Source organism: Sphingobium olei (assembly GCF_042678845.1).
In the GTDB taxonomy this organism is placed as follows: Bacteria; Pseudomonadota; Alphaproteobacteria; order Sphingomonadales; family Sphingomonadaceae; genus Sphingobium; species Sphingobium olei.
In genome coordinates this window covers 1-21,782 of the sequence record NZ_JBHTLS010000108.1, presented here as the reverse complement: position 1 = coordinate 21,782, position 21,782 = coordinate 1, and the positions used below count along the sequence as shown (strand labels likewise).

The 21,782-nt window shown below is 63.0% G+C and carries 19 protein-coding genes; 5 read left to right on the top strand and 14 right to left on the bottom strand.

Annotated elements, in window-relative coordinates; translation table 11 throughout:
- Positions 1-80: 80 nt before the first annotated feature.
- The 7 genes from ACFQ24_RS07195 to ACFQ24_RS07165 form a co-directional block, all read right to left on the bottom strand.
- Complete coding sequence (locus ACFQ24_RS07195) at positions 81-470, bottom strand: Na+/H+ antiporter subunit G (RefSeq protein WP_380910099.1); 390 nt, start codon at positions 468-470, stop codon at positions 81-83.
- Between the two features lie 8 nt (positions 471-478).
- Complete coding sequence (locus ACFQ24_RS07190) at positions 479-748, bottom strand: K+/H+ antiporter subunit F (protein ID WP_380910097.1); 270 nt, start codon at positions 746-748, stop codon at positions 479-481.
- On the bottom strand, positions 745-1,233 hold the full coding sequence (locus tag ACFQ24_RS07185; RefSeq protein WP_380910093.1) for a Na+/H+ antiporter subunit E: 489 nt from the start codon (positions 1,231-1,233) through the stop codon (positions 745-747). The genes ACFQ24_RS07190 and ACFQ24_RS07185 overlap by 4 nt, the downstream gene beginning before the upstream one ends.
- Entirely contained in the window at positions 1,230-2,741 is a 1,512-nt protein-coding gene (locus ACFQ24_RS07180) for a monovalent cation/H+ antiporter subunit D (RefSeq protein ID WP_380910091.1), read from the bottom strand. Before ACFQ24_RS07180 ends, ACFQ24_RS07185 begins: the two co-directional genes overlap by 4 nt.
- Complete coding sequence (locus tag ACFQ24_RS07175) at positions 2,738-3,106, bottom strand: Na+/H+ antiporter subunit C (protein WP_429615058.1); 369 nt, start codon at positions 3,104-3,106, stop codon at positions 2,738-2,740. Before ACFQ24_RS07175 ends, ACFQ24_RS07180 begins: the two co-directional genes overlap by 4 nt.
- Positions 3,103-5,958: a monovalent cation/H+ antiporter subunit A gene (locus ACFQ24_RS07170; protein ID WP_380910090.1), complete on the bottom strand. Its 2,856-nt coding sequence runs from the start codon at positions 5,956-5,958 to the stop codon at positions 3,103-3,105. The genes ACFQ24_RS07175 and ACFQ24_RS07170 overlap by 4 nt, the downstream gene beginning before the upstream one ends.
- A 404-nt stretch (positions 5,959-6,362) precedes the next feature.
- Complete coding sequence (locus ACFQ24_RS07165) at positions 6,363-6,749, bottom strand: four-helix bundle copper-binding protein (protein ID WP_380910088.1); 387 nt, start codon at positions 6,747-6,749, stop codon at positions 6,363-6,365.
- A gap of 198 nt (positions 6,750-6,947) precedes the next feature.
- Between ACFQ24_RS07165 and ACFQ24_RS07160 the strand changes: the two genes are divergently transcribed.
- The gene (locus ACFQ24_RS07160; protein WP_380910086.1) at positions 6,948-7,457 is read left to right on the top strand and encodes a DUF421 domain-containing protein; all 510 of its coding nucleotides are present in this window, start codon (positions 6,948-6,950) and stop codon (positions 7,455-7,457) included.
- The gene (locus tag ACFQ24_RS07155) at positions 7,454-8,863 is read left to right on the top strand and encodes a DUF2254 domain-containing protein (protein WP_380910084.1); all 1,410 of its coding nucleotides are present in this window, start codon (positions 7,454-7,456) and stop codon (positions 8,861-8,863) included. Before ACFQ24_RS07160 ends, ACFQ24_RS07155 begins: the two co-directional genes overlap by 4 nt.
- An 87-nt stretch (positions 8,864-8,950) precedes the next feature.
- On the opposite strand, the gene ACFQ24_RS07150 is transcribed toward ACFQ24_RS07155, so the two are convergent.
- From ACFQ24_RS07150 to ACFQ24_RS07135, 4 genes are all read right to left on the bottom strand, one after another.
- The gene (locus ACFQ24_RS07150; RefSeq protein WP_380910082.1) at positions 8,951-11,665 is read right to left on the bottom strand and encodes a cation-transporting P-type ATPase; all 2,715 of its coding nucleotides are present in this window, start codon (positions 11,663-11,665) and stop codon (positions 8,951-8,953) included.
- Between the two features lie 39 nt (positions 11,666-11,704).
- On the bottom strand, positions 11,705-13,423 hold the full coding sequence (locus ACFQ24_RS07145; protein ID WP_380910080.1) for a cation:proton antiporter: 1,719 nt from the start codon (positions 13,421-13,423) through the stop codon (positions 11,705-11,707).
- 234 nt (positions 13,424-13,657) lie between these two features.
- Positions 13,658-14,668 carry a 2-hydroxyacid dehydrogenase gene (locus ACFQ24_RS07140; RefSeq protein WP_380910078.1) on the bottom strand — a complete coding sequence of 337 codons (1,011 nt, stop codon included), beginning with the start codon at positions 14,666-14,668 and terminating at the stop codon, positions 13,658-13,660.
- Positions 14,634-14,801 (bottom strand): hypothetical protein, encoded by a 168-nt coding sequence (locus ACFQ24_RS07135; protein WP_380910076.1) that lies wholly within the window; start codon positions 14,799-14,801, stop codon positions 14,634-14,636. Before ACFQ24_RS07135 ends, ACFQ24_RS07140 begins: the two co-directional genes overlap by 35 nt.
- A 418-nt stretch (positions 14,802-15,219) precedes the next feature.
- Here ACFQ24_RS07135 and ACFQ24_RS07130 point away from each other — a divergent pair, with 418 nt between their 5' ends.
- The 3 genes from ACFQ24_RS07130 to ppsA all read left to right on the top strand — a co-directional run bounded on the left by ACFQ24_RS07130 (position 15,220) and on the right by ppsA (position 19,650).
- Positions 15,220-16,119, top strand: a complete 900-nt coding sequence (locus ACFQ24_RS07130; protein WP_380910074.1) for a universal stress protein — start codon at positions 15,220-15,222, stop codon at positions 16,117-16,119.
- 11 nt (positions 16,120-16,130) lie between these two features.
- On the top strand, positions 16,131-16,955 hold the full coding sequence (locus ACFQ24_RS07125; RefSeq protein WP_380910072.1) for a universal stress protein: 825 nt from the start codon (positions 16,131-16,133) through the stop codon (positions 16,953-16,955).
- A gap of 310 nt (positions 16,956-17,265) precedes the next feature.
- Positions 17,266-19,650, top strand: coding sequence for a phosphoenolpyruvate synthase (ppsA, locus tag ACFQ24_RS07120; protein ID WP_380910070.1), 2,385 nt, complete (start codon positions 17,266-17,268; stop codon positions 19,648-19,650).
- Between the two features lie 206 nt (positions 19,651-19,856).
- Here the strand turns inward: ppsA and ACFQ24_RS07115 are convergent, their stop codons facing one another.
- From ACFQ24_RS07115 to ACFQ24_RS07105, 3 genes are all read right to left on the bottom strand, one after another.
- Positions 19,857-20,678: a universal stress protein gene (locus tag ACFQ24_RS07115; RefSeq protein WP_380910068.1), complete on the bottom strand. Its 822-nt coding sequence runs from the start codon at positions 20,676-20,678 to the stop codon at positions 19,857-19,859.
- 124 nt (positions 20,679-20,802) lie between these two features.
- A complete protein-coding gene (locus tag ACFQ24_RS07110; protein WP_380910066.1) occupies positions 20,803-21,177 on the bottom strand; it encodes a c-type cytochrome in 375 nt (124 codons plus the stop codon).
- Between the two features lie 25 nt (positions 21,178-21,202).
- Positions 21,203-21,782: DUF123 domain-containing protein (locus ACFQ24_RS07105; RefSeq protein ID WP_380910064.1), on the bottom strand; the 580-nt coding region annotated here is incomplete at its 5' end.

Sequence of the window (21,782 nt, the reverse complement as noted above, 5' to 3'; positions counted from 1 at the left end):
CTGCGGCGACTATGCCTTTCTATTTGCTAGTTATCAAAGCCGGTGCCGGCGCACGGCCGCGGCGCGTCCCACCGCCCCATTCACGGCTCTGACGGGGAGCCAAAAGTGGCCCAGTCCGCCTGCGCCTGCGGCGATCCCGGCATGGGTCCCTCGCCTGCATCCGCCGTGTCGCTCGCGACATGACGACCGTGCATATAGGCCTTCGCAATCATGTTCGCGGAGATCGGGGCGGTGATGAACAGGAACAGGGCTATGAGAAGCTCATGAGCCGACCAGGCAAGTCCCTGACTCGGGAAATAGATCATGGAGGCGACGAGGCATCCGCCCACGCCGAGCGTCGTCGCCTTGGTGGGGCCGTGCAGACGGCTCATCAGCGCGGGCAGACGGGCGAGACCCCAGCTGCCGATCAACGCAAAAGCGCCGCCCAGGACGATCAGGAACGCGATGAAGAAGTCCAGGATCGCAGCCACGACGCCTCCTATTCCACAATGTCGCCGCGCAGCAGGAACTTGGCATAGGCCACCGTCCCCACGAAGCCGACCATGGCCAGAAGCAAGGCGGCCTCGAAATAGGTTGTCGTGCCTTCCCTGATGCCGAACAGGATGATGAGAGCGATCGCATTGATGACCATCGTGTCCAGGGCCAGGATGCGGTCGGGTGCCGTCGGCCCCCGTAGCAGCCGGTACAGATTCAGGAACATTGCAAGCGCGATGCAAGCCAGGGCGGTGGCGAGCGCCAGATCGATCATCGGAAAATCTCCATTAGCCGACCTTCATAGCGCGCCTTGATCCGCGCGATCTCGGCCTCTGGATCATCGGTGTCGAGTGCATGGACCAGCAGATGGCGTCCGTCGGTCGATATGTCGGCAGAAACCGTGCCCGGGGTCAGGCTGATTGTGCCGGCAAGGACAGTGATCGCCTCAGTCGACCGGAGGTCCAGCGGAATGGTCAGCCAGCACGAACGCATGTCTCGGTTACGCCGGAACAGGATCAGTCGGGCAACCTGGAAGTTGGCGACGACGATGTCGCCGATCACGAGAAGCACATAGGCGATGAGAGGCCAACCGTATCGCACCGGCGAACGCCCGACCCAGAAGGGGGCGGTAAACAGCGGCACCAGCGTTCCAAACACAATTCCCAGGAGGAAGCCGCCAAAGCTCAGTTCATTGAGCACCAGCATCCATATGATGATCAGCAGGACGGTAAGCCCGGGGTGTGGGAACAGACGGATCATTCGCGCGTCCCCGTGCCGTCAGGCTCGAGCACCGAACGGGTATAGCCGGGAACGTCGAAGACCTGCTCGCTCGTTGCCTGCATATAGGCCGTGATCGGCCCCGCGCCGATGGTGAAGACTGCCAGCAGCGCCAACAGACAAAAGGCTGGTATTGCCTCGCGCGGATGCGAAGACGATCGGTCGGCGGCCGGCGGCAACGGCGCATCCGCTCTCCAGAACAGGGTGCTCCCGGCGCGCGCAAGGCCGATCAGGCCGAGCAAGCTGGTCACAAGGACCATCGCCCAAATTGCGCCCATGTAAGCCGAGGGCCATGCTGCCCGCAGGATCAGGAGCTTGCCGACGAAGCCGGAAAGCGGCGGCAGGCCGACCAGCGCGACGGCGGCCGCTAGGAACAGCCCGCTGAGCACCCCCTGCCCCTTATACTGCGCCGTCGGCATGATCGCATCGTCCTTCGAGCCGCGCCAGCGGGTGATGAGATCCACAGTCAGGAACAGCAGGGCCGCCGACAGCGTCGTGTGCGGCAGATAGTAGAGCGCCGCCGCCATGGCGGGCATGTCGAACAAGGCGACGGCCGCGAGCAGCGTCGCGGTCGAACCAAGCAGGCCGAACGCAGCCATGTCGCACAGTCCGCGTGCGGCGAGCAGGCCCGCAAAGCCGAGCAGCATCGTACCGAGTGCTGCTGGCAGCAGAAATGCGCCTACCGCATCACCAAAGATCAGCGGCATGGTGCGGATGAGAGCATAGGCGCCCACCTTGGTCATGATCGCGAACAGCGCGGCAATCGCCGGCGATGCTGCCGCATAAGTGCGCGGGAGCCAGAGATGCAGCGGCAAGAGCGCCGCTTTGAGTGCGAAGACCGCGGCCAGCAGGAAGCCGCCGGCCCGGAACAGACCCTGGTCGGCGGCAGGCAGGGCCGCCCCGCGAACCGCCATGTCGGCCATGTTGAGCGTGCCGGTAACACCGTAGAGCAGGCCCAGCGCGATCAGGAACAGAGTCGATCCGATCAGATTGACGATCACGTACTGAAAGCCAGCGGTGAGCCGCCGTTCCCCCTGTCCGTGGAGCATGAGACCGTAGGATGCGATCAGCAGCACCTCGAAGAAGACAAAGAGATTGAACAGGTCTCCCGTCAGGAACGCGCCGTTGACGCCGAGCAGCTGAAACTGGAGCAGCGCATGAAAATGCCAACCCTTGCGATCGAGAGCCGTCAGCGTGGCATGAACCGCAACCGCGAGTCCAACTATCGCCGTCAGCAGCAACATCAGGGCCGAGAGCCGGTCCAGTACCAGCACTATGCCGAACGGGGCAGGCCAATCGCCGAGCGCATAGGCGAACGGCGCGCCCGAAGCGGCCCGCATCATGAGGACGGCCGCGATAGCGATGAGACCGATCGTCGAGAGAACCGATATGACCGCGCCGATCGAGCGGTAGCGCAGCCAGAACAGCAATGTCGCGGTGCCCGCGAAGGCGGGCAGCAGCAACGGCGCCACGATCAATGCATCCATCATGGCCGCGCCTCCGCATCAGGCTGGGGCGGGTCGGGCTCGACGATGCCATCGACCTGATCGGTGCCGGTTTCGAGGAAACTGCGGAGCGCAAGCACGACCGCGAGCGCAGTCATGCCAAAAGAGATGACGATCGCGGTCAGCACCAGCGCCTGCGGTAGCGGGTCGGTATATTCGGTCAGTCCCTTCCCGTAGATCGGCGGGCGATTGACCACCAGACGACCTATGGCGAACAGAAAGAGATTGATCGCATAGGAGAGCATCGCAAGGCCAAGGACCACCGGAAAGCTGCGGCCGCGCAAGCACAGATAGATGCCGGCCGCCGTCAGGGCCCCGATCGCGGATGCGACGAGAAATTCGATGCTCATGCCTCGGCCCCCCGCAGCTTCGCGGGATCGATGTCCATCGGGCCCTCCTCCGCGCCTCCATCCGCGTTTTCAGCGCGCTGAGCGACGTGGCTGAGCTCGGCCAACGCGAGCATCACCGCGCCGATTACCGTCATGGCGACGCCGACATCGAAGAGCATGGCGGTAGCGAGCTCGAAGGTACCGACCAGCGGCAGGCTGAAGTGGCCGAAGGAACTGGTGAAGAGGGGTGCACCAAACAGAAGCGAGCCAAGGCCGGTCATGGCGGAGATACTCACGCCCAGACCTATCAGCAAATGCTCGTCGATGCGTCGCCGCTGGTCTGCCCATTCAAAGCCCGAAGCCATGTACTGCATGAGCATCGCGATCGAAATCACCAGGCCCGCAATGAAGCCCCCGCCCGGCATGTTATGGCCGCGCAGAAAGATATAGAGCCCGATCATCGTCGCAAGCGGGAGCAGCAGCCTTGCGGCAACGGCGAACATCATCGGATGGCGCTCCGGGGATTGCGGCAGATCGGCGATCCACTCGCGCAATCGACGTCCCGAAGCGCCTCGCGTGGCCGGCTGCAATAGCGCGAAGATCGTGAGCGCGGCGATGCCGAGGACTGTGATCTCGCCGAAAGTGTCGAAGGCGCGGAAATCGACGAGCGTGACGTTGACGACGTTGGTGCCGCCGCCGTGCGCATAGGAGTTGGCCCAGTGATAGGATGAGATCGGATCGTTGGGAGCGCGGGTCATCACCGCCCAGGCCGCCGAGCCGACCGCCGTTCCGCCAGCGAGACCGATCAGCCCGTCGCGAAGCCTGCGGCGATTGCTAGAAACCCGCGCCGGAACCTTGGGCAAGAGATTGAGCGCGAGCAGCAGCAGCAGGATCGTCACGATTTCGACCGAAATCTGGGTCAGCGCGAGATCGGGCGCCGAGAGAAAGATGAAGGCGAGAGAAACGACCAGGCCGACGACACTGATGTAAATCAGCGTCAGGAATCGCTGCCGCTGTCCTTTGACCACTGCCGCAACGGCCGACAGCAGGAGCAGCCAGGCGACGATGGCCACCGGCGGCGCCGGAATGGTCGCGCGCGCGCCCGGCGCATAGCCGCCGGTCCATACGCCCATCGCACCGAGGACGATCGCGACAATGAACAGCAGCGCCAATTGGCGCTGCAGCGAGCCGCTATGGATGACGCTCGTGATCGTGCGGGTTATATGCACCAGCCCGTTCACAACCCCTTGGAACAGACGCTTGGCATCGGGCAAGGGAAGGTTGTCCCATTTGCGCTGAAACGTGCCATGCCACCACAAGATCGCCGCTCCGAATATCAAGGCTGAGACGCCCATTGCGAGCGCTGGGGTCAGCCCGTGCCAGAGCGCCGGCTTGAACGCGGGCGCCGCCCCTCCAGTCACAGCCGCTGCGGCCGGGGCGACGATGCCGGTGGTCAGCGTCTGCGGAAAAAGCCCGATCAATATGGTGAGGACAACGAGCAGAGCCGCGGGCGCCCAAAGCCCGGACGGCGGATCATGCGGGGTTGTGGGATAGGTCGAACGGCAAGGTCCAAGGTAGAGGTGGAAGATATAGCGCAGCGAGTAGGCGACAGACAATGTTGCACCGACAGCCGCAAGCAGTGGCACGGCCCAATGCTGCCCGGCCCAGACGGTGTGAGCCGCCTCTTCAAGCATCATCTCCTTCGACAGGAATCCGCCGAGCGGCGGCAGGCCAGCCATCGAAGCCGCCGCAACGATGCCGAGTGTGGCCGTGACGGGCATCAAATGAGCGAGTCCCCCGAGCAGGCGGATATCGCGCGTCCCAGCCTCGTGATCGACGATGCCGGCGTTCATGAACAGTGCTGCCTTGAACAACGCATGGTTAAGCAGGTGGAACACGCCGACAACGGCCGCCGCGGGCGTGCCGAAGCCGAACAGCATGGTCAGCAGACCAAGATGGCTAATCGTGGAATAGGCAAGAATCGCCTTCAAATCATGGCGGAACAGGGCGACAGCGGCGCCCAGCACCATCGTGACCAGTCCCGTCGTCGAAACCAGGTAGAACCAAAGCTCCGTTCCCGACAGCACCGGCCAGAAGCGCGCGAGCAGGAACACCCCTGCCTTCACCATGGTCGCGGAATGGAGATAGGCGCTGACCGGCGTGGGTGCAGCCATCGCGTGCGGTAGCCAGAAATGGAACGGGAACTGCGCTGATTTGGCGAAGCAGCCGATCAGGATCAGAAGCAGCGCCAGCGGGTAGAGGCCGGAGGATCGGATGGCATCCCCGCTCGCGAGGATGTCAACCAGCTCGAACGATCCGGCGATCTGACCCAGCAGCAGCAGACCGGCGATGAGCGCCAGCCCGCCCCCGCCCGTCACCGCGAGGGCCATGCGGGCGCCCTGCCGGGCCTCTTGCTTGTCTTTCCGGAAGCCGATCAGCAGGAATGACGTGAGGCTTGTCAGCTCCCAGAAGATCAGCAACAGCAGGACATTCCCCGCCAGGGCAATCCCCAGCATCGCTCCCTGGAACAGGAGCAGGAGCGCAAGGAAGCGCCCCATCGCCTCGTTCGCCGGAAGATAAAAGCGCGCGTAGATGACGATCAGCAGCCCAATGCCGAGGATGAGGGCGGCGAACAGCCAGGCCAGCGCGTCGATCCGCAAGCTGAGGTCCAGCCCGAGTGCTGGAATCCAGGCAGCGCGGAACTCAACCGCCTCACCGGCCAGCACGCCAGGGGCCAGCATGACGAGCAGCGCCACTCCGGCGAGGGCCGGCGCTGCGGCTAGTCCCGCCACCACGCTACGCTTGGCGTGTCCCGCAATCGACGTCAGCAGCGCGCCGACGAAGGGTAGCGCAAGGAGAAGGACCAGAAACAAACAGATCTCCGTGCGCGGTGCCTGGGAACAGGTGCGCGAATGCCATCATCGCTGATGCGAAGAGGCTATTCTTCACCTTCTGCCAAACGCGAAGCAAGCCTAATGCGTCGAAAATCAATCTACGGAAGCCGCTGGCAGTCCTCCAATTAGCCGTTTGAAATCTTTGAGGCCCTGTATCTCGATCGCGGCCTCTGGATCGCACGAGCGTCCTTGGACGAAATCGGCGCACTCGGCACTCATGGAACCTGACTGCGGACTTCGATGATCTCCCGCGGAGTGGCGGGGCGCGTTAGCCCGAGTGATCATCTGCCGGCGCCACGCCCGCCATGCCCATTGCAGACCGCTTACGTCACGCGTGTCGCGCGTGGCCCTGCCGTAACGCGGCGGCCCCTTAGAGACGACGGCTACTGGATCGTGGGGAGCGCCTTGCGGCAATCCTCGGCGCACTCGCGGCACATTTCCGCACACAGACGGCAATGCTCGTGTTCGTGCCGCGCGCACTCCTCGGCGCAAAGCTCGCAAGTGCGGATGCAGGCTTCCATCATTGCCCGCAGAACCGCGATATTTTCGCCCGTACGGCGCACCGCAAGCTTGGCGGTGGCCTCGCAAACATCGGCGCAGTCGAGGCAGCTGCGGATGCACTGGCGCATGTCCATCTCTTCGGCGGAACAGGCGTCGGCGCAAGAGGTGCACATGACCGCGCAAAACATGGCGTGGCGGGCGGCTGTCGCAAGCGCGTCGTTGAGCTGCTTCACGTCAGGATGAAGTTCGATCATCTTGTGAATGGACATTGCGCGATACCTGCTCCTGGGTCGACCTGGCATTTGCCCTCAGCGAAACCAACTCGGCAACGTGCCGGCCGTTCCGCGAAGCGGACGTTTATCCGGACCTTGTGATCCCCGGTGTGTAGGCAACTGCCAATCGAACGAGAGCGGCATTGCGCACTTTTTCCCGTAATAGGTGTTGAATCAGCGAAAGCGAGGATCCGGATGCTGTTCGACAATCTGCAAGGACTTGTGCGCGTGATCTGGGTGGGCACACTCGCCTATGCGGCGCTGGTGACGGTGCTGCGCCTTAGCGGCAAGCGAACGCTCGCGAAGATGAACGCTTTCGATCTCGTCGTGACGGTTGCGCTCGGCTCGACTTTGGCCACCGTCCTGCTCACCAAGGATGTGGCACTGCTCGAAGGCGTTCTCGCCTTCGCCTTACTGGCGCTGTTGCAGTTTGTCGTCGCCTGGAGCGTTGTTCGATCGCCGACGCTCGCCCGAATGGTGCAGGCGAGCCCGCGCGTGCTGCTTGCCGATGGCAGGTTCGTCAAAGAGGCCCTGCGCGACGAACGGGTCAAGGAAGACGAAGTCAAGGCGGCGGTCCGGAGCGCGGGCATCGGCGGCCTGGCGGACGTTGCCCTTGTGGTTCTCGAAACCGACGGGAGCTTCAGCGTCATCTCTCAGGCGAATGCCGGCGAGCGCACCGCATGGCCGCAGGAGCGCTCTTCATGAAGGCCTGGCTGCTGCGCGTCGCCGATAAGCTGAGGCAAAGCTATTGGTTCATCCCCACCCTCATGGCCTGCGCGGCAGTATTGCTCGCAGGCGGGATGATCCAGCTGGACAGCTACGAAGGCTCGAGCTGGATGGACCGGTTCGCCTGGCTCTACGCCTCCCGGCCAAGCGGCGCACGCCAGGTGCTTTCGGCCATCGGCGGTTCGATGATCACCGTGGCGGGCACGGTGTTCTCCGTCACCATTGCCGCCGTGGTCTACGCTTCGGGTCAGTACGGACCGCGGCTGCTCAGCAACTTCATGCGCGACCGCGGCAATCAGGTGACGCTGGGCACTTTCATCGCCACGTTCCTTTACTGTCTGATCGTCTTGAGAACGATCCGCTCGCCCGAGGAAACCGGGGGCACCGCGTTCGTCCCCAATTTGGCCCTGCTTGTGGCCGTGCTGCTGGCGATCTGCTCGATCGCCGTGCTGATTTTCTTCATCCATCATGTGCCGAGCAAGATCCACATCAACAGCGTCATCGAAGACATTGGCAGTCGTCTGCTGAAGGAGGTCGGCCATCGCTTTCCTCGCTGTGTCGGGAAGCCCGCCGATGTGGAGCCGGATCCGGACGATCCCGCCCTGCCCCTTGCGTTGCGCCGGGACGCCTGCCGAGCGGAGGGCGCTCAGCCGGGCCTCGTTTCGGCAGATGACACGGGCTATATCCAGCTCATCCGCGATGATGATCTGCTCGCTCTGGCGTCGAAGCACGATCTGGTCGTTCGCTTGCGATATCAGCCCGGCGACTTCGTGCATGCCGGCCGCGCACTGATCGAGGCCTGGCCTCCGGAACGCTGCGACGACGACGCCTGCGAAGCATTGGCAGGGATATTCGCCATCGGTTCCCAGCGGACTGCCCTGCAGGACCTGCGTTTTCTAATCGATGAATTGGTCGAGATCGCTGCTCGCGCGCTCTCGCCGGGGGTGAACGATCCCTTCACCGCCCTTACCTGCCTCGACTGGCTGGGCGCCGCCATCTCCGATCTTTCATCGCGAGACATTCCCTCGCATTTGCGGAAGGATGAAGAAGGGGCGCTGCGGGTCGTGGCCCATCCGCAGACGTTCGCTGATTATCTCGAGCGAAGCTTCGGAGCGCTGGCGCAATATTGCGCCGGCGACATGATCGCCGCGCGCGGCTTTCTAAAAACGCTTGGAGAAATTGCGATCGAGTGTGACGACGCCGGGAGACTCGGTGCACTCGCAATCCACATCGACCGCCTGCAGGAGTTGGCTCAAGACAGTCTGGAAGGATTCAACCGCAAGGCAGTGACACAGCGGGCGAGGCAACTGCGGCGCGCATTGGCGGAGCCTGACTACAAGCGACGCTTGCGTGACGAGGCCGCATGGCTGGACGGCACGACGTGACCGCTCGCTCAGCTGCGGCATGAATAGCAAAGACGCAGCGGCAACAGCAATCGCCCGAGTCGCGCATGAGCGACCGGGTATCGGATTCTAATCGTTCGGCAAGGGTGCAGCCTGCTTGCGAAAGGCAAGGCGCATCTGCTTTTCGATTTCGATCAGCACGAAGAACGCCGCTCCGACCGCCACGATCACGATGCCATCGGTGAATGGCACCGGCTGCGTTCCAAAGACCGACTGGAGCTGCGGCAAGTAGGTCATCGCGAATTGCGCGATGGTTATGCTGATTACGGAGAACCAGACAATGGGAGTTCCCTTCACCGCTGCTAGCGTCAGCGATGTTCCATGGATGTTACGGATGAAGAAGAGATGGAAAATCTCCAGAACCACCAGCGTGTTGACCGCCATGGTCTGCGCGAGCGCAACGGGATAGCCCTTGTCGATGGCGTAGGCAAAGACGCTGAAGACGGCGACAACGAACAGTCCCGAAACGAGCAGGATGTGCCAGATCAGCTCCCCGGTGAGCAGCGGGGCATTGCGCGCACGCGGCGGGCGGCGCATGGTCCCACCTTCGCTCGGTTCGAAAGCGAGCGCTATGCCCAGGGTCACAGCGGTTACGAGGTTGATCCAGAGGATCTGCACCGCCGTGACCGGCAGCGTCATGCCGGCCAGCAAGGCGACGATAATCGTCAGCGCCTCCCCGGCATTGGTCGGCAAGGTCCAGCTGATCACCTTCTTGATGTTATCGTAGACCGTCCGCCCCTCACGCACCGCCGCCGCGATCGAGGCGAAGTTATCGTCGGCGAGGACCAGCTCGGAAGCCTCCTTCGCGGCTTCGCTGCCCTTCAAACCCATGGCTGTGCCGGCGTCGGCACGCTTGAGCGCGGGGGCATCGTTCACGCCGTCGCCTGTCATGGCGACGATCAGCCCGCGCGATTGCAGGGCCGTGACCAGGCGCAGCTTGTCGGCGGGAGACGTCCGGGCAAATATGTCGGTTTCCACCGCGGCAGTGGCCAGCTCTGCATCCGAGAGGTTCTCAAGGTCCGCGCCTGTCAGGACCTGGTCGCAGTTGCGCAAGCCGATCTGGGCGGCGATCGCTCTCGCTGTGGCGCCGTGATCGCCGGTAATCATCTTCACCCTGATTCCCGCGCGGTGGCACTCGGCGACGGCCTCGATCGCCTCTGCTCGCGGCGGATCGATGAGGCCCACAAGTCCGATCAACGTGAGCTGCCCTTCGATATCGGTCGTATTCAGTACAGTATGGGCTTGATCGGCGGGACGAGAGGCCACGGCAATCACGCGCTGACCCGCGCTGGCCAGTTGCTCGACGCTCTCCTGCCAGTAATGCAGATCGAGCGGCGCGGCGCCATCTGCGCCGACCCGTTGGTTCCGGCACATGGCCAGGATGGCCTCTGGCGCGCCTTTCACGTGGATGAAAGCGTGGCCCGCATGATCGTGATGCAAAACCGCCATATAGCGATAGGCTGCATCGAACGGTATCGAGTCGGTACGGGCAAGGCTGCTGAACGGCGCGGTCGCGCCATCGGTGATCTTTCCGGCCAGGGCGAGCAGGGCGCCCTCCATGGGATCGCCTTCCACGCGCCAATCGTCGTCGGTTCGGCGCAAGGCGGCGTCGTTGCACAGCGCGGCTGCACGCGCGAACTCCAGAAGGACAGGGCAGCCAGCTGCATTCGCCGGCTCGTTCTCCCGTTGCACCGCGCCTTCCGGTGCATATCCCTCGCCGGCGACGGCGAAGCGGCTATCGGCCGAGAGCAAGGTCGTGACGACCATCTCGTTGCGCGTGAGGGTGCCCGTCTTGTCGGTGCAGATGACGGACACCGAGCCAAGCGTCTCGATGGCGGGAAGGCGGCGCACGATCGCATTGCGACGCGCCATTGCCTGCACGCCGACCGCAAGGGTGATCGTTAGAACCGCCGGCAATCCCTCGGGTATCGCCGCCACGGCGAGACCGACCACGATCATGAACATCTCGTCGAACGGCAGATGCCGGACGAACGTGCCGAAGGCCAGCAGGCCCGCGCTGACCAAAAGAATGAACAGGGTGAGCCAGCGCGCAAACGCATCCATCTGGCGCACGAGCGGCGTCGTCAGCGACTCGACCTCGGCCAGCATACCACTGATCCGGCCGATTTCGGTCTCCACGCCGGTCGCCACGACAATACCCCGGGCGACGCCGGCGACGACAAGTGTGCCACTGAACACCAGGGAGGCGCGGTCGCCGAGAGGGGCATCCGGGACGACCGGCGCGACGTCCTTGTCGACCGGCACGGACTCGCCGGTGAGAATGGCTTCCTCGGCTTTCAAGCCCCTGGCGTCGATGAGGCGAAGATCCGCCGGCACCCGGTCACCCGCCTCCAGAACGACGATATCGCCCGGAACAAGCTCGATGGCATCGATGCTCTGCCGGGCACCATCGCGCAGGACGGCCGTGCGCGGAGCCAGCATCCCCCGGATCGCAGCCATGGCGTTCTCCGCCCGCCCTTCCTGGATGAAGCCGATGATAGCGTTGGCGATGACGACCGCGAGAATGACGCCCGCGTCCACCATGTGCCCAAGCGCCACCGTGATCGCGGCGGAGGCCAGCAACACGTAGATGAGGACATTGTGAAAGTGCAGCAGGAACCGAAGAAGGACGCTTCGCCGCGGCGCTTCGGGAAGCCGGTTCGCGCCATGTCTTGCGAGTCGCCGGGCGGCCTCCTCTGAACTCAATCCATCGGACCGAGCGTCGAGCTCAGCGAGAACGTCATCGAGTGACCGGGCATGATAATCCGCTGCCTGCCTGTTCATCGTGATCGTCTCATCTCGCGCTACTTCTACCAATGATGTTCAACCCAACACACGCTCGGCGGGGATGCCGGGAAACCGCGTCCGTTCTCGTTCCTGCTCGCCGCTGAGTAGCTCGACCGCTCTGTCCGCCGCATCCTGGAACGGCTCGAGCACCAGATCGGCGCCTGCGTCGCTTAAGTCTTGCTGTTCCCCATCGCTGTGGGACGCAACGGCCACGCGCCCGGAAAAGCCTGAGAGGCGAGAGAGCTGGATGAGGGTTCTACGGGCATCTTCAGCATTCAGCCCCGGCAAGTGAACCGGAACCGTCGAGACCAGCCATTTGGCGGACGCCAGCGGCAATTCGGAGACGAATTCCGGATCGCCGGCATCCCCGAATACCGCGTCGAGCCCAAGTTCGCGCCATCGCTGGACCGCAGCTGGATTGAAATCGATCCCAAGAACGCGAAGGCCGCGGCTCTTCAGGCGCATGCCGATCGCCGTGCCGAAGCGGCCCAGCCCGAAAATCAGCATGTCGTAGCCAGCGTCTAGCTGCGGCGCGCCGTCGCGCGGCTCTCGCGGCGTTCCTTTCCGTTCGAACAGACCGAGGAACGGCTCAAGCCGATCATAAAGGACGTGCGAGTAGGTGATCATGTAAGTGGATGCCGCGATCGTCACCAGGCCAACCAAGGTGACGAGGCCCAGCGCCTCCTGGGTCACGTGCCCCAAGGACACGCCCATCGCGATGAAGATCAGTGAGAATTCGCTGATCTGAGCGACAGTGAGCCCGGCCAGGAAACCCGTCCGCTTGCGATAGCCCATCGCTCCCATGATCGTAAGGACGATCAGCGGATTCCCGACGAGCACGAAGACCGAAAATACCAGAGCTCCAACCAGATGGGCGCCTAGCAGCGATAGGTCGAGCCCGGCGCCGAGTGCGATGAAGAAGAAAAGCAGCAGAAAATCGCGCAGCGGCGCCAGGCGCGCCGCTATGGTTTCCCGGTACGGAGTGGAGGCGAGGGACACACCTGCCAGCAAGCCGCCGACCTCCTTGCCAAGGCCGACCAGCTCTCCGACAGCGGCGAAAATGGCTGCCTGGGCAATGGCGAAGATCATCATGAGCTCAGGCGCCCGTGCGAGCCTTCGCGTGAGCGGGTCCGCGAGATACCGCACGAACAGAATGACGAGCACCACCATCGCGCCCCCCGACAGCAGCACACTCGGGATGCTTTGCCCGCCTCCATGCGGGCCGGAAGAGCCGATGCCAATGGCGGACAGCACGATCATCGCGAGAACCACGACCAGATCCTGAACGATCAGAAAGCCCAGGGCGATCTGGCCATGGAGCGAATCGATCTCGCGCTTGTCCGACAGCAGCTTCACGATGATGATCGTGGAGGAAAAGGTGAGCGCAATCGCCACATAGAGGCTGGTCACATGCCCCAGGCCCAGCGCAAGGCCGATCAGATACCCGAAGACCGACGTGAACAGGACCTGGCCAAGCCCGGTGAAAAGCGAAACCGTTCCCAGCGAACGTATCAGCTTCACGTCCAGCTTGATGCCGACAAGGAACAGCAGCAGGGCTATACCGAGTTCGGAGAGCAGATCGATCTGCTCGGCGGACTGGACAAGCCCGAGGGCGGACGGCCCGGCCAGAAGACCGACGGCAATGAAGCTTACGATAAGCGGTTGGCGCAAGACGATGCCGACAAAGCCGACGACCGCAGCCAGCACCAGCAGGGCAGCGATCTCTCCAAATGCAGATTGAACGATGACTTCCATCGAAATCCCCGATTCCCGCGGCGCTCGCCTGCCGCTCCCGAATCAGGACCGACCGCTCGATCGAGCCCGGCATCCTCCTTGATGTTTCACGACTGCGCACAGCCAGGCCGGAACCAACCCGACTCTCTCGCTGTCGCCCTCGCTGTTGTCGTTCGGCTCGTGGGCCAGCATCGGGTGCAATGCGCTCAAGGTCAACCGGCCACGGCGGAAATGACAGTCCATTTCTCGCATCGCTCAGGCGAGCATTTCGGTCGAAACTGGGTACGCGGCACACCCGCTCAGTTCAAATTGCGAGACGTTTGCAATCGTGGTCTCGGCGATCGCGGTGAGCGCTTCCTGCGTGAAGAATGCCTGATGTCCCGTTATCAGGACGTTCGGGAAGGTTAGCAGCCGCGCGAAAACGTCGTCCTGGATGATCCGGCCGGACAGGTTTTCGAAAAACAAGTCCCCCTCCTCCTCATAGACATCAAGGCCCACATGACCGATTTTTCCCGACTTGAGGCCGTCGATGAGCGCGCGTGTTTCGACCAGCGCGCCGCGCCCGGTGTTCAAGAGCATGACCCCCGGCTTCATCGCGGCGATCGCTGCGGCATCAACGAGATGATAGGTCTGCGGCGTGAGCGGGCAATGCAGGGTAACCACATCGCAGGCGGCCAGCAGGTCTTGCAGCTCCACATAAGAGCCGCCAAGCGCGGTGAACTCCGGCGTCGGATAGGGATCAGCGCCCAGTATGCGGCACCCGAAGCCTCGCATTATACTGGCCACGCATATCCCGATCTTGCCGGTTCCGATGATCCCGATGCTGCGCCCGGCGAGGTTGAAGCCCAGTAGGCCATCGAGTGCGAAGTTACCTTCCCTGACCCGAGCGTGAGCGCGATGGATATGGCGGTTCAACGAAAGCATCAGCGCAACCGTGTGTTCCGCGACCGCTTCCGGCGAATAGGCAGGAACCCGGGCTATGGCGAGATCAAGATCCCGCGCCGCAACGAGATCTACGTGATTGAAGCCCGCCGAACGCAGAACGATCAGTCGTACCGCCCGCTGCTTGAGCGCCTCCAGCACGGACCGATCTAGAATATCGTTCACGAACGCGCAGACCGCCTCCGCATCTCCGGCGAGCGGCACCGTATCGGAGTTGAGCCGCGGTTCAAGAAACCGCAGTTCATGACGATTGCCGCTCGCACGATTGGCGGCGGTCAGAAAGTCGCTGTCATAGGGTTTGGTGCTGAATACCGCGACTTTCATGAACCCACTCCTTGGCATTGAACCAACCAGTAGCAGCAGCCACTGTTCGCTGAACATACTGGCGGCGACCAACAACGGCGGCAACGACTGCATTGTCGATCTCGCTGTGGGCCATGCCAAACGTCTGCAGCATTCGCTTACCGCCTGTCCGTGACTTGTGATCGCAACGAAGCTATCGTCTGCCCAATGCCTTGCGCTTAGCGCGATCCATTAGCATCCGATCGCGCGTCAGTGTCTCGACAGCCGGTCTTGAGCTCTCGCCAACGGGCTCAAGCGATCTGTTTTGACCGAAACCATGGCAACGAGCCCCAGAACGACGCGAGGCTTCAGGGGGTGATTGCCGACGAGAGGAGAACCGTGACGACATGCACAACCACTTCTTGCGCGCAGCGGCGTCTGCCTCGCCGTGCATGGCAGTCGCGTCGATCGATTCGCCGCCTTCGGCGACACCGGACATCGGAAGCGAACCGCCAAACAGATGAAGCCCCGTCTGTCTTGCGACCGGCTCGCTATGAACAGGCGCACGCCTCGACCGCCAAGGAGAATTCTTGATGCACAGCGTCCTCGTCGCCACCGATTTCTCTCCCCGCGCAGACCGGGCATTGCGCCGCGCTGTGCTCGTCGCCCGCCAGTTCTCGGCCGGCCTGGTTCTCCTTCACGCGCTGGACGATGAGCTTCCCGAAACGCTTCTCGCCATTCAGCGCGACAGCAGCGAGGGACTACTCGCCGAGACGGCCGCTACCATTTCGTCCAGCGATCAGGTCGATTGCACGTATCGGTTGGTGATGGGCGATCCATTCCGCGCGCTGGTGGACGCAGCGCGGGAACTGGAACCTGATCTCGTTGTCATGGGCCCGCACCGGCGAAACCTTCTGAAAGACATCTTCGTCGGCACCACAGCGGAGCGAACGATCCGCGAAAGCGCGACCCCGATCCTCATGGCCAACGGCATGCCGGCAAGCCCCTATCAGCGCATCATGATCGCGACCGACCTTTCCGAATGTTCGTTGGAAGCTGCGAAGGCCGCCATGGAACTGGGCCTGCTGGCAGAAGCGCACCTGGAGATCCTCCATGTCTTCGACACGCCGGAGAGGAGCATGATGCAGCGCTCGATGATGACCGGCGATGAGGTCGAGGACTATACCGCGACCGTTCGCGCTGAAGCGATCAACGACCTGCGCTCGTTCCTAAGTGAAGCAGGCATCCAGCCTGACCGCAAGACCGTCCAAGCCATTGAGCTATCTGTTCCCGATACGATTCTGAGCGCCGCTCGAAAGGCGCAAATCGACCTTCTTGTCATCGGCATGCATGGCCGGACGGGTCTTGAGAAATTCTTTCTCGGCAGCGTGGCCGAGGAGGTGCTGCGGTATGCGAAGGTCGACGTCCTCGTCATTCCCTCTGCGACCCGATCAAGAGATTCCGAAGAGCCCGCCGGCATGGGAAATGAATGAAAGGAAAATACATGGAGCTGCATCATCCTCTACTCGTGGCAACGGACCTCAGTGCGCGTTCCGACCGAGCCATCGATCGCGCGTCCTTCCTAGCCGAAGCCGCGAAGGTGCGCCTCTTCGTCTGCCATGTGGTTGAGAGCGGATCGCGCCTCGCAGGCGAAGCGGATCTGGCCGATGCGGCGGTGCGTGCTGTTCTGCCCGGAACGAGAGCGGAAATCGAGATACTGGTGAGCGAAGGCTCCGCTCCGCACGTCATCGTCGACCAAGCGGCACGCAATGGTTGCGGGATGATCGTAACCGGAGTGGCTCGTCACAATCAGATCGGCGACTTCTTCATAGGTACAGCCGTTGACCTCATCATCAGAGAGGCGGATGTTCCAGTTTTGATTGTCAAGCAGCGCCCCCGATCCAGCTATCGGACCATCCTGGCCGCGACCGATTTCTCCCCCTGTTCCCGTTATGCCCTACTTGCTGCGGCGCGCCTGTTCCCGAGCGCAGCGATTCATCTGGTGCATGCGTTCCACGTGCCCTTCGAAGGTTTCCTCAGCGTCGAGCAGAACCAGGAAGCCTTTGAAACGGAAGCGCAGCAAGCATTCGACGATTTCCTGACGGGCTCGGGGATCACCCCGGAACTTCGTCGGCGCCTGACCCCTCACTTGCGCTATGGCGAAACACAATCCGTGGTGCAGAAGGTCGCTCGGGAGATCGGCGCCGACCTCGTCGTGCTCGGCACCCATGGCCGAAGCGGCTTTTCCAAGGCAGTCTTTGGCAGCATGGCAGAGGCCGTCCTCCAATCAGTCCTAGCGGATACGATGGTCATTCGCGAGACTGCGTGAGGTGATGCACAGCTGCGGACCGGCCGATTTCCGCTACGCCACGACGACGAGGCAGGCCGGTTCGCGGCGGACAGCTCTGGAAAGGTGAAGCGCCAGATGAACGGGTAACAATTTTTACGAAGCCCCCGCCAAATGCGATGATGTCCGGATCGTCGAGCGGCTTATCGCTCTCTTATTTCGTTTCGGCCGTGCGCAACTCGAGGAACGGTTACGGACCCTTACCTAAAGACGCAGTTCGCAGGAAAAGCGAAGCTCGCGGTCTGGAGCGCGGCTTTCGTCCGCTCATCAGGAATCCTGAAGGAGATATTCGATGTCCCGCTCTTTCATCGTCTGGTTCGAAGACATCGGAATCGCCGACGTCCCGAAAGTGGGCGGCAAGAACGCATCACTGGGAGAAATGACCGTCGCCCTGTCGAAGGATGGGATCAGGGTGCCGGCCGGCTTCGCAACGAGCGCCGATGCCTATCGCTTCTTTGTGCAGGAGAACGGGCTCGAGCCGCATATCGAAGAGCTGCTTTCCCACTTTCACGAGGGCGCCGCCTCGCTGCAGCAGACTGGAGAGGCCATTCGCACACTCTTCCTCGAGGCCGAGTTTCCCTCGCTCATCGCCGACGAAATCCAGGCGGCCTATCAGGAGCTCGGTTCGCGGGTCGGATCCGATCGGCCGGCGGTGGCCGTGCGCAGCAGCGCGACCGCGGAAGACCTTCCCGACGCGAGCTTCGCCGGCCAGCAGGAAACATTCCTTAATGTGCGCGGAGCTCGAGCCCTGCTCGACGCCTGCCGGCGCTGCTATGCGTCGCTCTTCACCGATCGTGCCATCAGCTACCGGGAAGCGAAAGGTTTCGATCATCTCGAGGTCGCGCTGTCCATAGGCGTTCAGCAGATGGTCCGCTCCGACCTCAGCGGCTCGGGCGTGATGTTCTCGATCGACACCGAAACCGGCTTTCCCCAGGCAATCGTCATCAGTGCGGCTTGGGGCTTGGGCGAAACTGTCGTTCAGGGATCGGTCGATCCCGACAAATATGTGGTCTTCAAGCCATTGCTCGAAGTGCACGGCGCCCTGCCCATCATCGAAAAAGAGCTCGGCGCCAAGGCCACCCGCATGGTCTATGCCGAAGGCGGCAGCCGGCGCACTCGCATCGAGGACACCACATCCGATGAGCGCGCGGCTTTCGTGCTCAGTGACGAAGACATCATCCAGCTGGCACGCTGGGCGGCCGCCATCGAGCGCCACTACGAGCGTCCCATGGACATGGAATGGGCGAAGGATGGCGAGACCGGTAAGCTGTACATCGTCCAGGCCCGACCCGAGACCGTCCAGGCACAGACAAGCCGAACGTCGTTTCGCCACTACCGCCTGAAGGCAAAAGGCGCTCCGATCGCGACCGGAGCGGCGGTCGGCAACGCCATCGCGGTGGGCAAGGCCTGCGTCATCCAGACCGCGAAGGATATTGAGGGCTTCAAGGATGGCGCCATACTGGTCACCGAGACCACCGATCCCGACTGGGTTCCCATCATGAAGCGCGCCTCGGGCATTATCACCGATCACGGTGGGACCACCAGCCACGCCGCGATCGTGGGCCGGGAACTGGGCGTACCCGCAATCGTGGGGACTGGCGAGGCAAGCCGTCACATCCAGGAAGGTCAGAGCATCACGTTGAGCTGCGCCGAAGGGGACGTCGGCATGGTTTACGAAGGGGAGCTCGAATTCGAGATCGAGGACGTTGATGTCGGCGACTTGCCCGATCTTGAGACCGCGATGATGGTTAACATCGCCAACCCGGCAGCCGCATTCCAGTGGTGGCGCCTGCCCGCTCGGGGCGTAGGCCTGGCGCGGATGGAATTCATCATCAACTCGCTCATCAAGGTCCACCCGATGGCGCTCGTCCATCCGGAACGTACGGATCCCGACACGCAGCGCCAGATTCAGGTGCTCACGCGCGGCTATGCTGATCCGACCGGCTATTTCGTCGACGTGCTGGCGCGCGGCATCGCGAAGCTCGCCAGCCCCTATTATCCTCATCCCGCCATTGTTCGGCTGAGCGACTTCAAGACCAACGAATATGCGCATCTTCTGGGTGGCGAAGCGTTCGAGCCCCACGAGGAAAACCCGATGCTCGGCTTCCGCGGAGCATCGCGCTACTATGACGATCGCTACCGCGAAGGTTTTGCTCTCGAATGCCGGGCGCTCAAGCGCGTCCGAGAGACGCTCGGCTTCGATAACGTGATCGTGATGGTGCCGTTCTGCCGGACGCCCGCCGAAGCGGATCGCGTGCTCGAAACAATGGCCCAGTACGGTCTGCGTCGCGGCGAGAACGGGTTGAAGGTCTATATGATGTGCGAGATTCCCTCGAACGTCATCCTCGCAGAGCAGTTCGCCGCCCGTTTCGATGGCTTCTCGATCGGTTCGAACGACTTGACCCAGCTCGTGCTTGGCGTCGACCGCGATTCAGGCTTTCTGACCAGCCTGTTCGATGAGCGGGACGAGGCGGTGACCCGCATGATCGCCGACGTCATCGCCAAGGCGCATGCAGCGGGCATCAAGATCGGGATCTGCGGCCAGGCGCCAAGCAATCACGCAGACTTCGCCGCCTTCCTCGTGGCGCAAGGCATCGACTCGATCTCCCTCAACCCCGACAGCTTCGTTCGCACGATTGCCGTCGTGGCCGATGCGGAGCGTGAACGAGCCGGCTAAGGCCGCTGAAGGGTTTGGCCGCCTCGCTCTTCGCGTTGCGCGCCGAGCCCCTTCAACGGCTGGGAGGGACGGACGCGCTGCTGGCGACGGAATCGGCGGTAAGAAGAAGCGACCCCGCCGCCGGGGGGGGGTCTGGAGAGGCGGCGGGGTCATGCTCCGGAGCGGCGTGTCGAGGATACGCAGGCGCTCCGGGGCGGGGGGTCTGGTCAGTGGGCAAACAAGAGCGGGATGTCGGCTCCGTCGATGAGTTCCCGTGTTACACCGCCGAGTATCATCTCGCGCAGGCGGGAATGTCCGTAGGCGCCGAGCGCCAGAATGGACGCGCCATGCTCCCGGGCGCCGCGGATTAGAGCCTCGGCATCGGAACCCTCGCCGCGGGCCAGGGCAACGACATTGGCGTCGAAACCATGGCGGGCAAGATGACGGGCGATATCCGCGCCAGGCTCCGAACCATGACCTTTCTCGGTCGGCTTGCCGTTCAGCACAAGCACCTCGACCTTGGCCCCCGGCTCAGCGAACGCCTTCGCCTCACGCAAGGCAAGCGTCGCTTCACGCGTGGCGTTCCATCCAATTGCAAGGTGATCGACATGCCCGGCTCGGTGGCCGTTCGGCAGGACGAGAACCGGACGGCCGGACGCGAAGAGGATGCTCTCGATCGTCTCGCGGCGGATCGGCGGATGCTCATAGTTGCCGCTGGGGCCGAACAGCACGACATCGGCATAGCGCGCATAGACGGCCGCCTTCGAGAAGATCACGGCCGGCTGGTCGGAAATCGTGCGAACCTCGACATTGGCAGCGCCGGCAGCCTTGGCGATGCGCGCCTCCTTGGCCTCAACCGCTTCCGCGTAATCGTCGAGAAAGATGTAGGGCGGCCCCATGGTGAGCGCATAGGTTTCCGCTGACATCGCAGAAAGGATGACGAAGGATAGCCGCGCTTCGTGGAACGCGGCGAAAGCGAGCACGTCCTGCAGGAATTGCCCATCCTGGTTGCCGGTATCGACCACCGCAAGAAGATCTCTGATCGGCATTCTCGTCCTCCATGCTGCTGGCTCGACACGTCCTAGCCTCCGCGCGCGGAGCAATCATTTGTGGGATATACGTAGCCCTGCTGGCGGGTCGCTGTAGCCGGTTCCCAACCGCACGCAGGCGAGGCTACTGGATCGGCGGCCGGTAATCAGGGCTCTTCAAGGTCAGGATATGGGCCGCAAGGTCGTCGACCTGCTCGGGCGCGATCGCGAAATTCATCACCTCGGGAAAATTGTGCGAATCGCGCAGCCACGGTCGGAGCGTATCGATCGTGAGGCCCCGCGCATTCGCGATCGCCTCGAACGTAGGCGCCTCCGGCTTGGGGGAGAAACCTGGTTCGACAGCATGGCAGGCGGCGCAATGCGCCCGTGCGAATGCTGCTCCGCGCGCGGCAGGCGTGTCGCTGCCTGAGGTGGGCGGGGCCGCGAACCGGCCCCCGGCCGCCGCGGTGCATGCGGCGCTGAAGGTCATGACGATGGTGAGGATGACGGTCTTGCGCATGCGCGCAATCTATCGGGCGCTCGATTTAGACGTCAATCAATAGCGAGTGATTGCAGCAGATGGGACGGGCAACAGGTGCAGTCCGTCGCGCCGAAGCCTTCGAGCGCAGAAGCAAACTGGCCCGAGCGGACGAGCGTGCCCACGATCGCGCATTCGCACCCCCCTCGACGGCCACCGCCTGGATGGCCGCCGCTGTCGAGGTCAGGTGATCGATGTGCCAGTGAAGCAGCTTGCCGCGCCTCAGATGCCTGCGGATCCTCGCGCGCAGGCCGCCGGGGCCGTAGGCGCTTCCCGCATAGACATACCAGCCAGGCATGAAGATGTGCGGCATCGTTCCGCGCCGAAATGGAACCGCCTGGTCGAGGCAGATGAGGAGGACATAGGCCCCGCGGGCGACAGACGCACTCTCGATCCTGTCGTGCTCGATCGGATCGCCGCCAAGCATAGCCAGGAGCGCCTCGAGAATGTCGCGCCCCCGATTGAGGTGGTCCCGGAAATTCGGACAGGGTGTTAAGCTCATCCCGACCTGAAGGAATGGACGGGAATGAAGACGACGAGGAAGCGCTACAGCGCGCAGTTCAAGGCCAAGGTGGCGATGGAAGCGA

Excerpts from the sequence above, each read along its gene's own strand:
- ACFQ24_RS07190 (WP_380910097.1), bottom strand. The coding sequence starts at position 748 with ATGATCGATCTGGCGCTCGCCACCGCCCTGGCTTGCATCGCGCTTGCA.
- ACFQ24_RS07185 (WP_380910093.1), bottom strand. The coding sequence starts at position 1,233 with ATGATCCGTCTGTTCCCACACCCCGGGCTTACCGTCCTGCTGATCATC.
- ACFQ24_RS07180 (WP_380910091.1), bottom strand. The coding sequence starts at position 2,741 with ATGATGGATGCATTGATCGTGGCGCCGTTGCTGCTGCCCGCCTTCGCG.
- ACFQ24_RS07175 (WP_429615058.1), bottom strand. The coding sequence starts at position 3,106 with ATGAGCATCGAATTTCTCGTCGCATCCGCGATCGGGGCCCTGACGGCG.
- ACFQ24_RS07165 (WP_380910088.1), bottom strand. The coding sequence starts at position 6,749 with ATGTCCATTCACAAGATGATCGAACTTCATCCTGACGTGAAGCAGCTC.
- ACFQ24_RS07160 (WP_380910086.1), top strand. The coding sequence starts at position 6,948 with ATGCTGTTCGACAATCTGCAAGGACTTGTGCGCGTGATCTGGGTGGGC.
- ACFQ24_RS07155 (WP_380910084.1), top strand. The coding sequence starts at position 7,454 with ATGAAGGCCTGGCTGCTGCGCGTCGCCGATAAGCTGAGGCAAAGCTAT.
- ACFQ24_RS07150 (WP_380910082.1), bottom strand. The coding sequence starts at position 11,665 with ATGAACAGGCAGGCAGCGGATTATCATGCCCGGTCACTCGATGACGTT.
- ACFQ24_RS07145 (WP_380910080.1), bottom strand. The coding sequence starts at position 13,423 with ATGGAAGTCATCGTTCAATCTGCATTTGGAGAGATCGCTGCCCTGCTG.
- ACFQ24_RS07140 (WP_380910078.1), bottom strand. The coding sequence starts at position 14,668 with ATGAAAGTCGCGGTATTCAGCACCAAACCCTATGACAGCGACTTTCTG.
- ACFQ24_RS07135 (WP_380910076.1), bottom strand. The coding sequence starts at position 14,801 with ATGCTGCAGACGTTTGGCATGGCCCACAGCGAGATCGACAATGCAGTC.
- ACFQ24_RS07130 (WP_380910074.1), top strand. The coding sequence starts at position 15,220 with ATGCACAGCGTCCTCGTCGCCACCGATTTCTCTCCCCGCGCAGACCGG.
- ACFQ24_RS07125 (WP_380910072.1), top strand. The coding sequence starts at position 16,131 with ATGGAGCTGCATCATCCTCTACTCGTGGCAACGGACCTCAGTGCGCGT.
- ppsA (WP_380910070.1), top strand. The coding sequence starts at position 17,266 with ATGTCCCGCTCTTTCATCGTCTGGTTCGAAGACATCGGAATCGCCGAC.
- ACFQ24_RS07115 (WP_380910068.1), bottom strand. The coding sequence starts at position 20,678 with ATGCCGATCAGAGATCTTCTTGCGGTGGTCGATACCGGCAACCAGGAT.
- ACFQ24_RS07110 (WP_380910066.1), bottom strand. The coding sequence starts at position 21,177 with ATGCGCAAGACCGTCATCCTCACCATCGTCATGACCTTCAGCGCCGCA.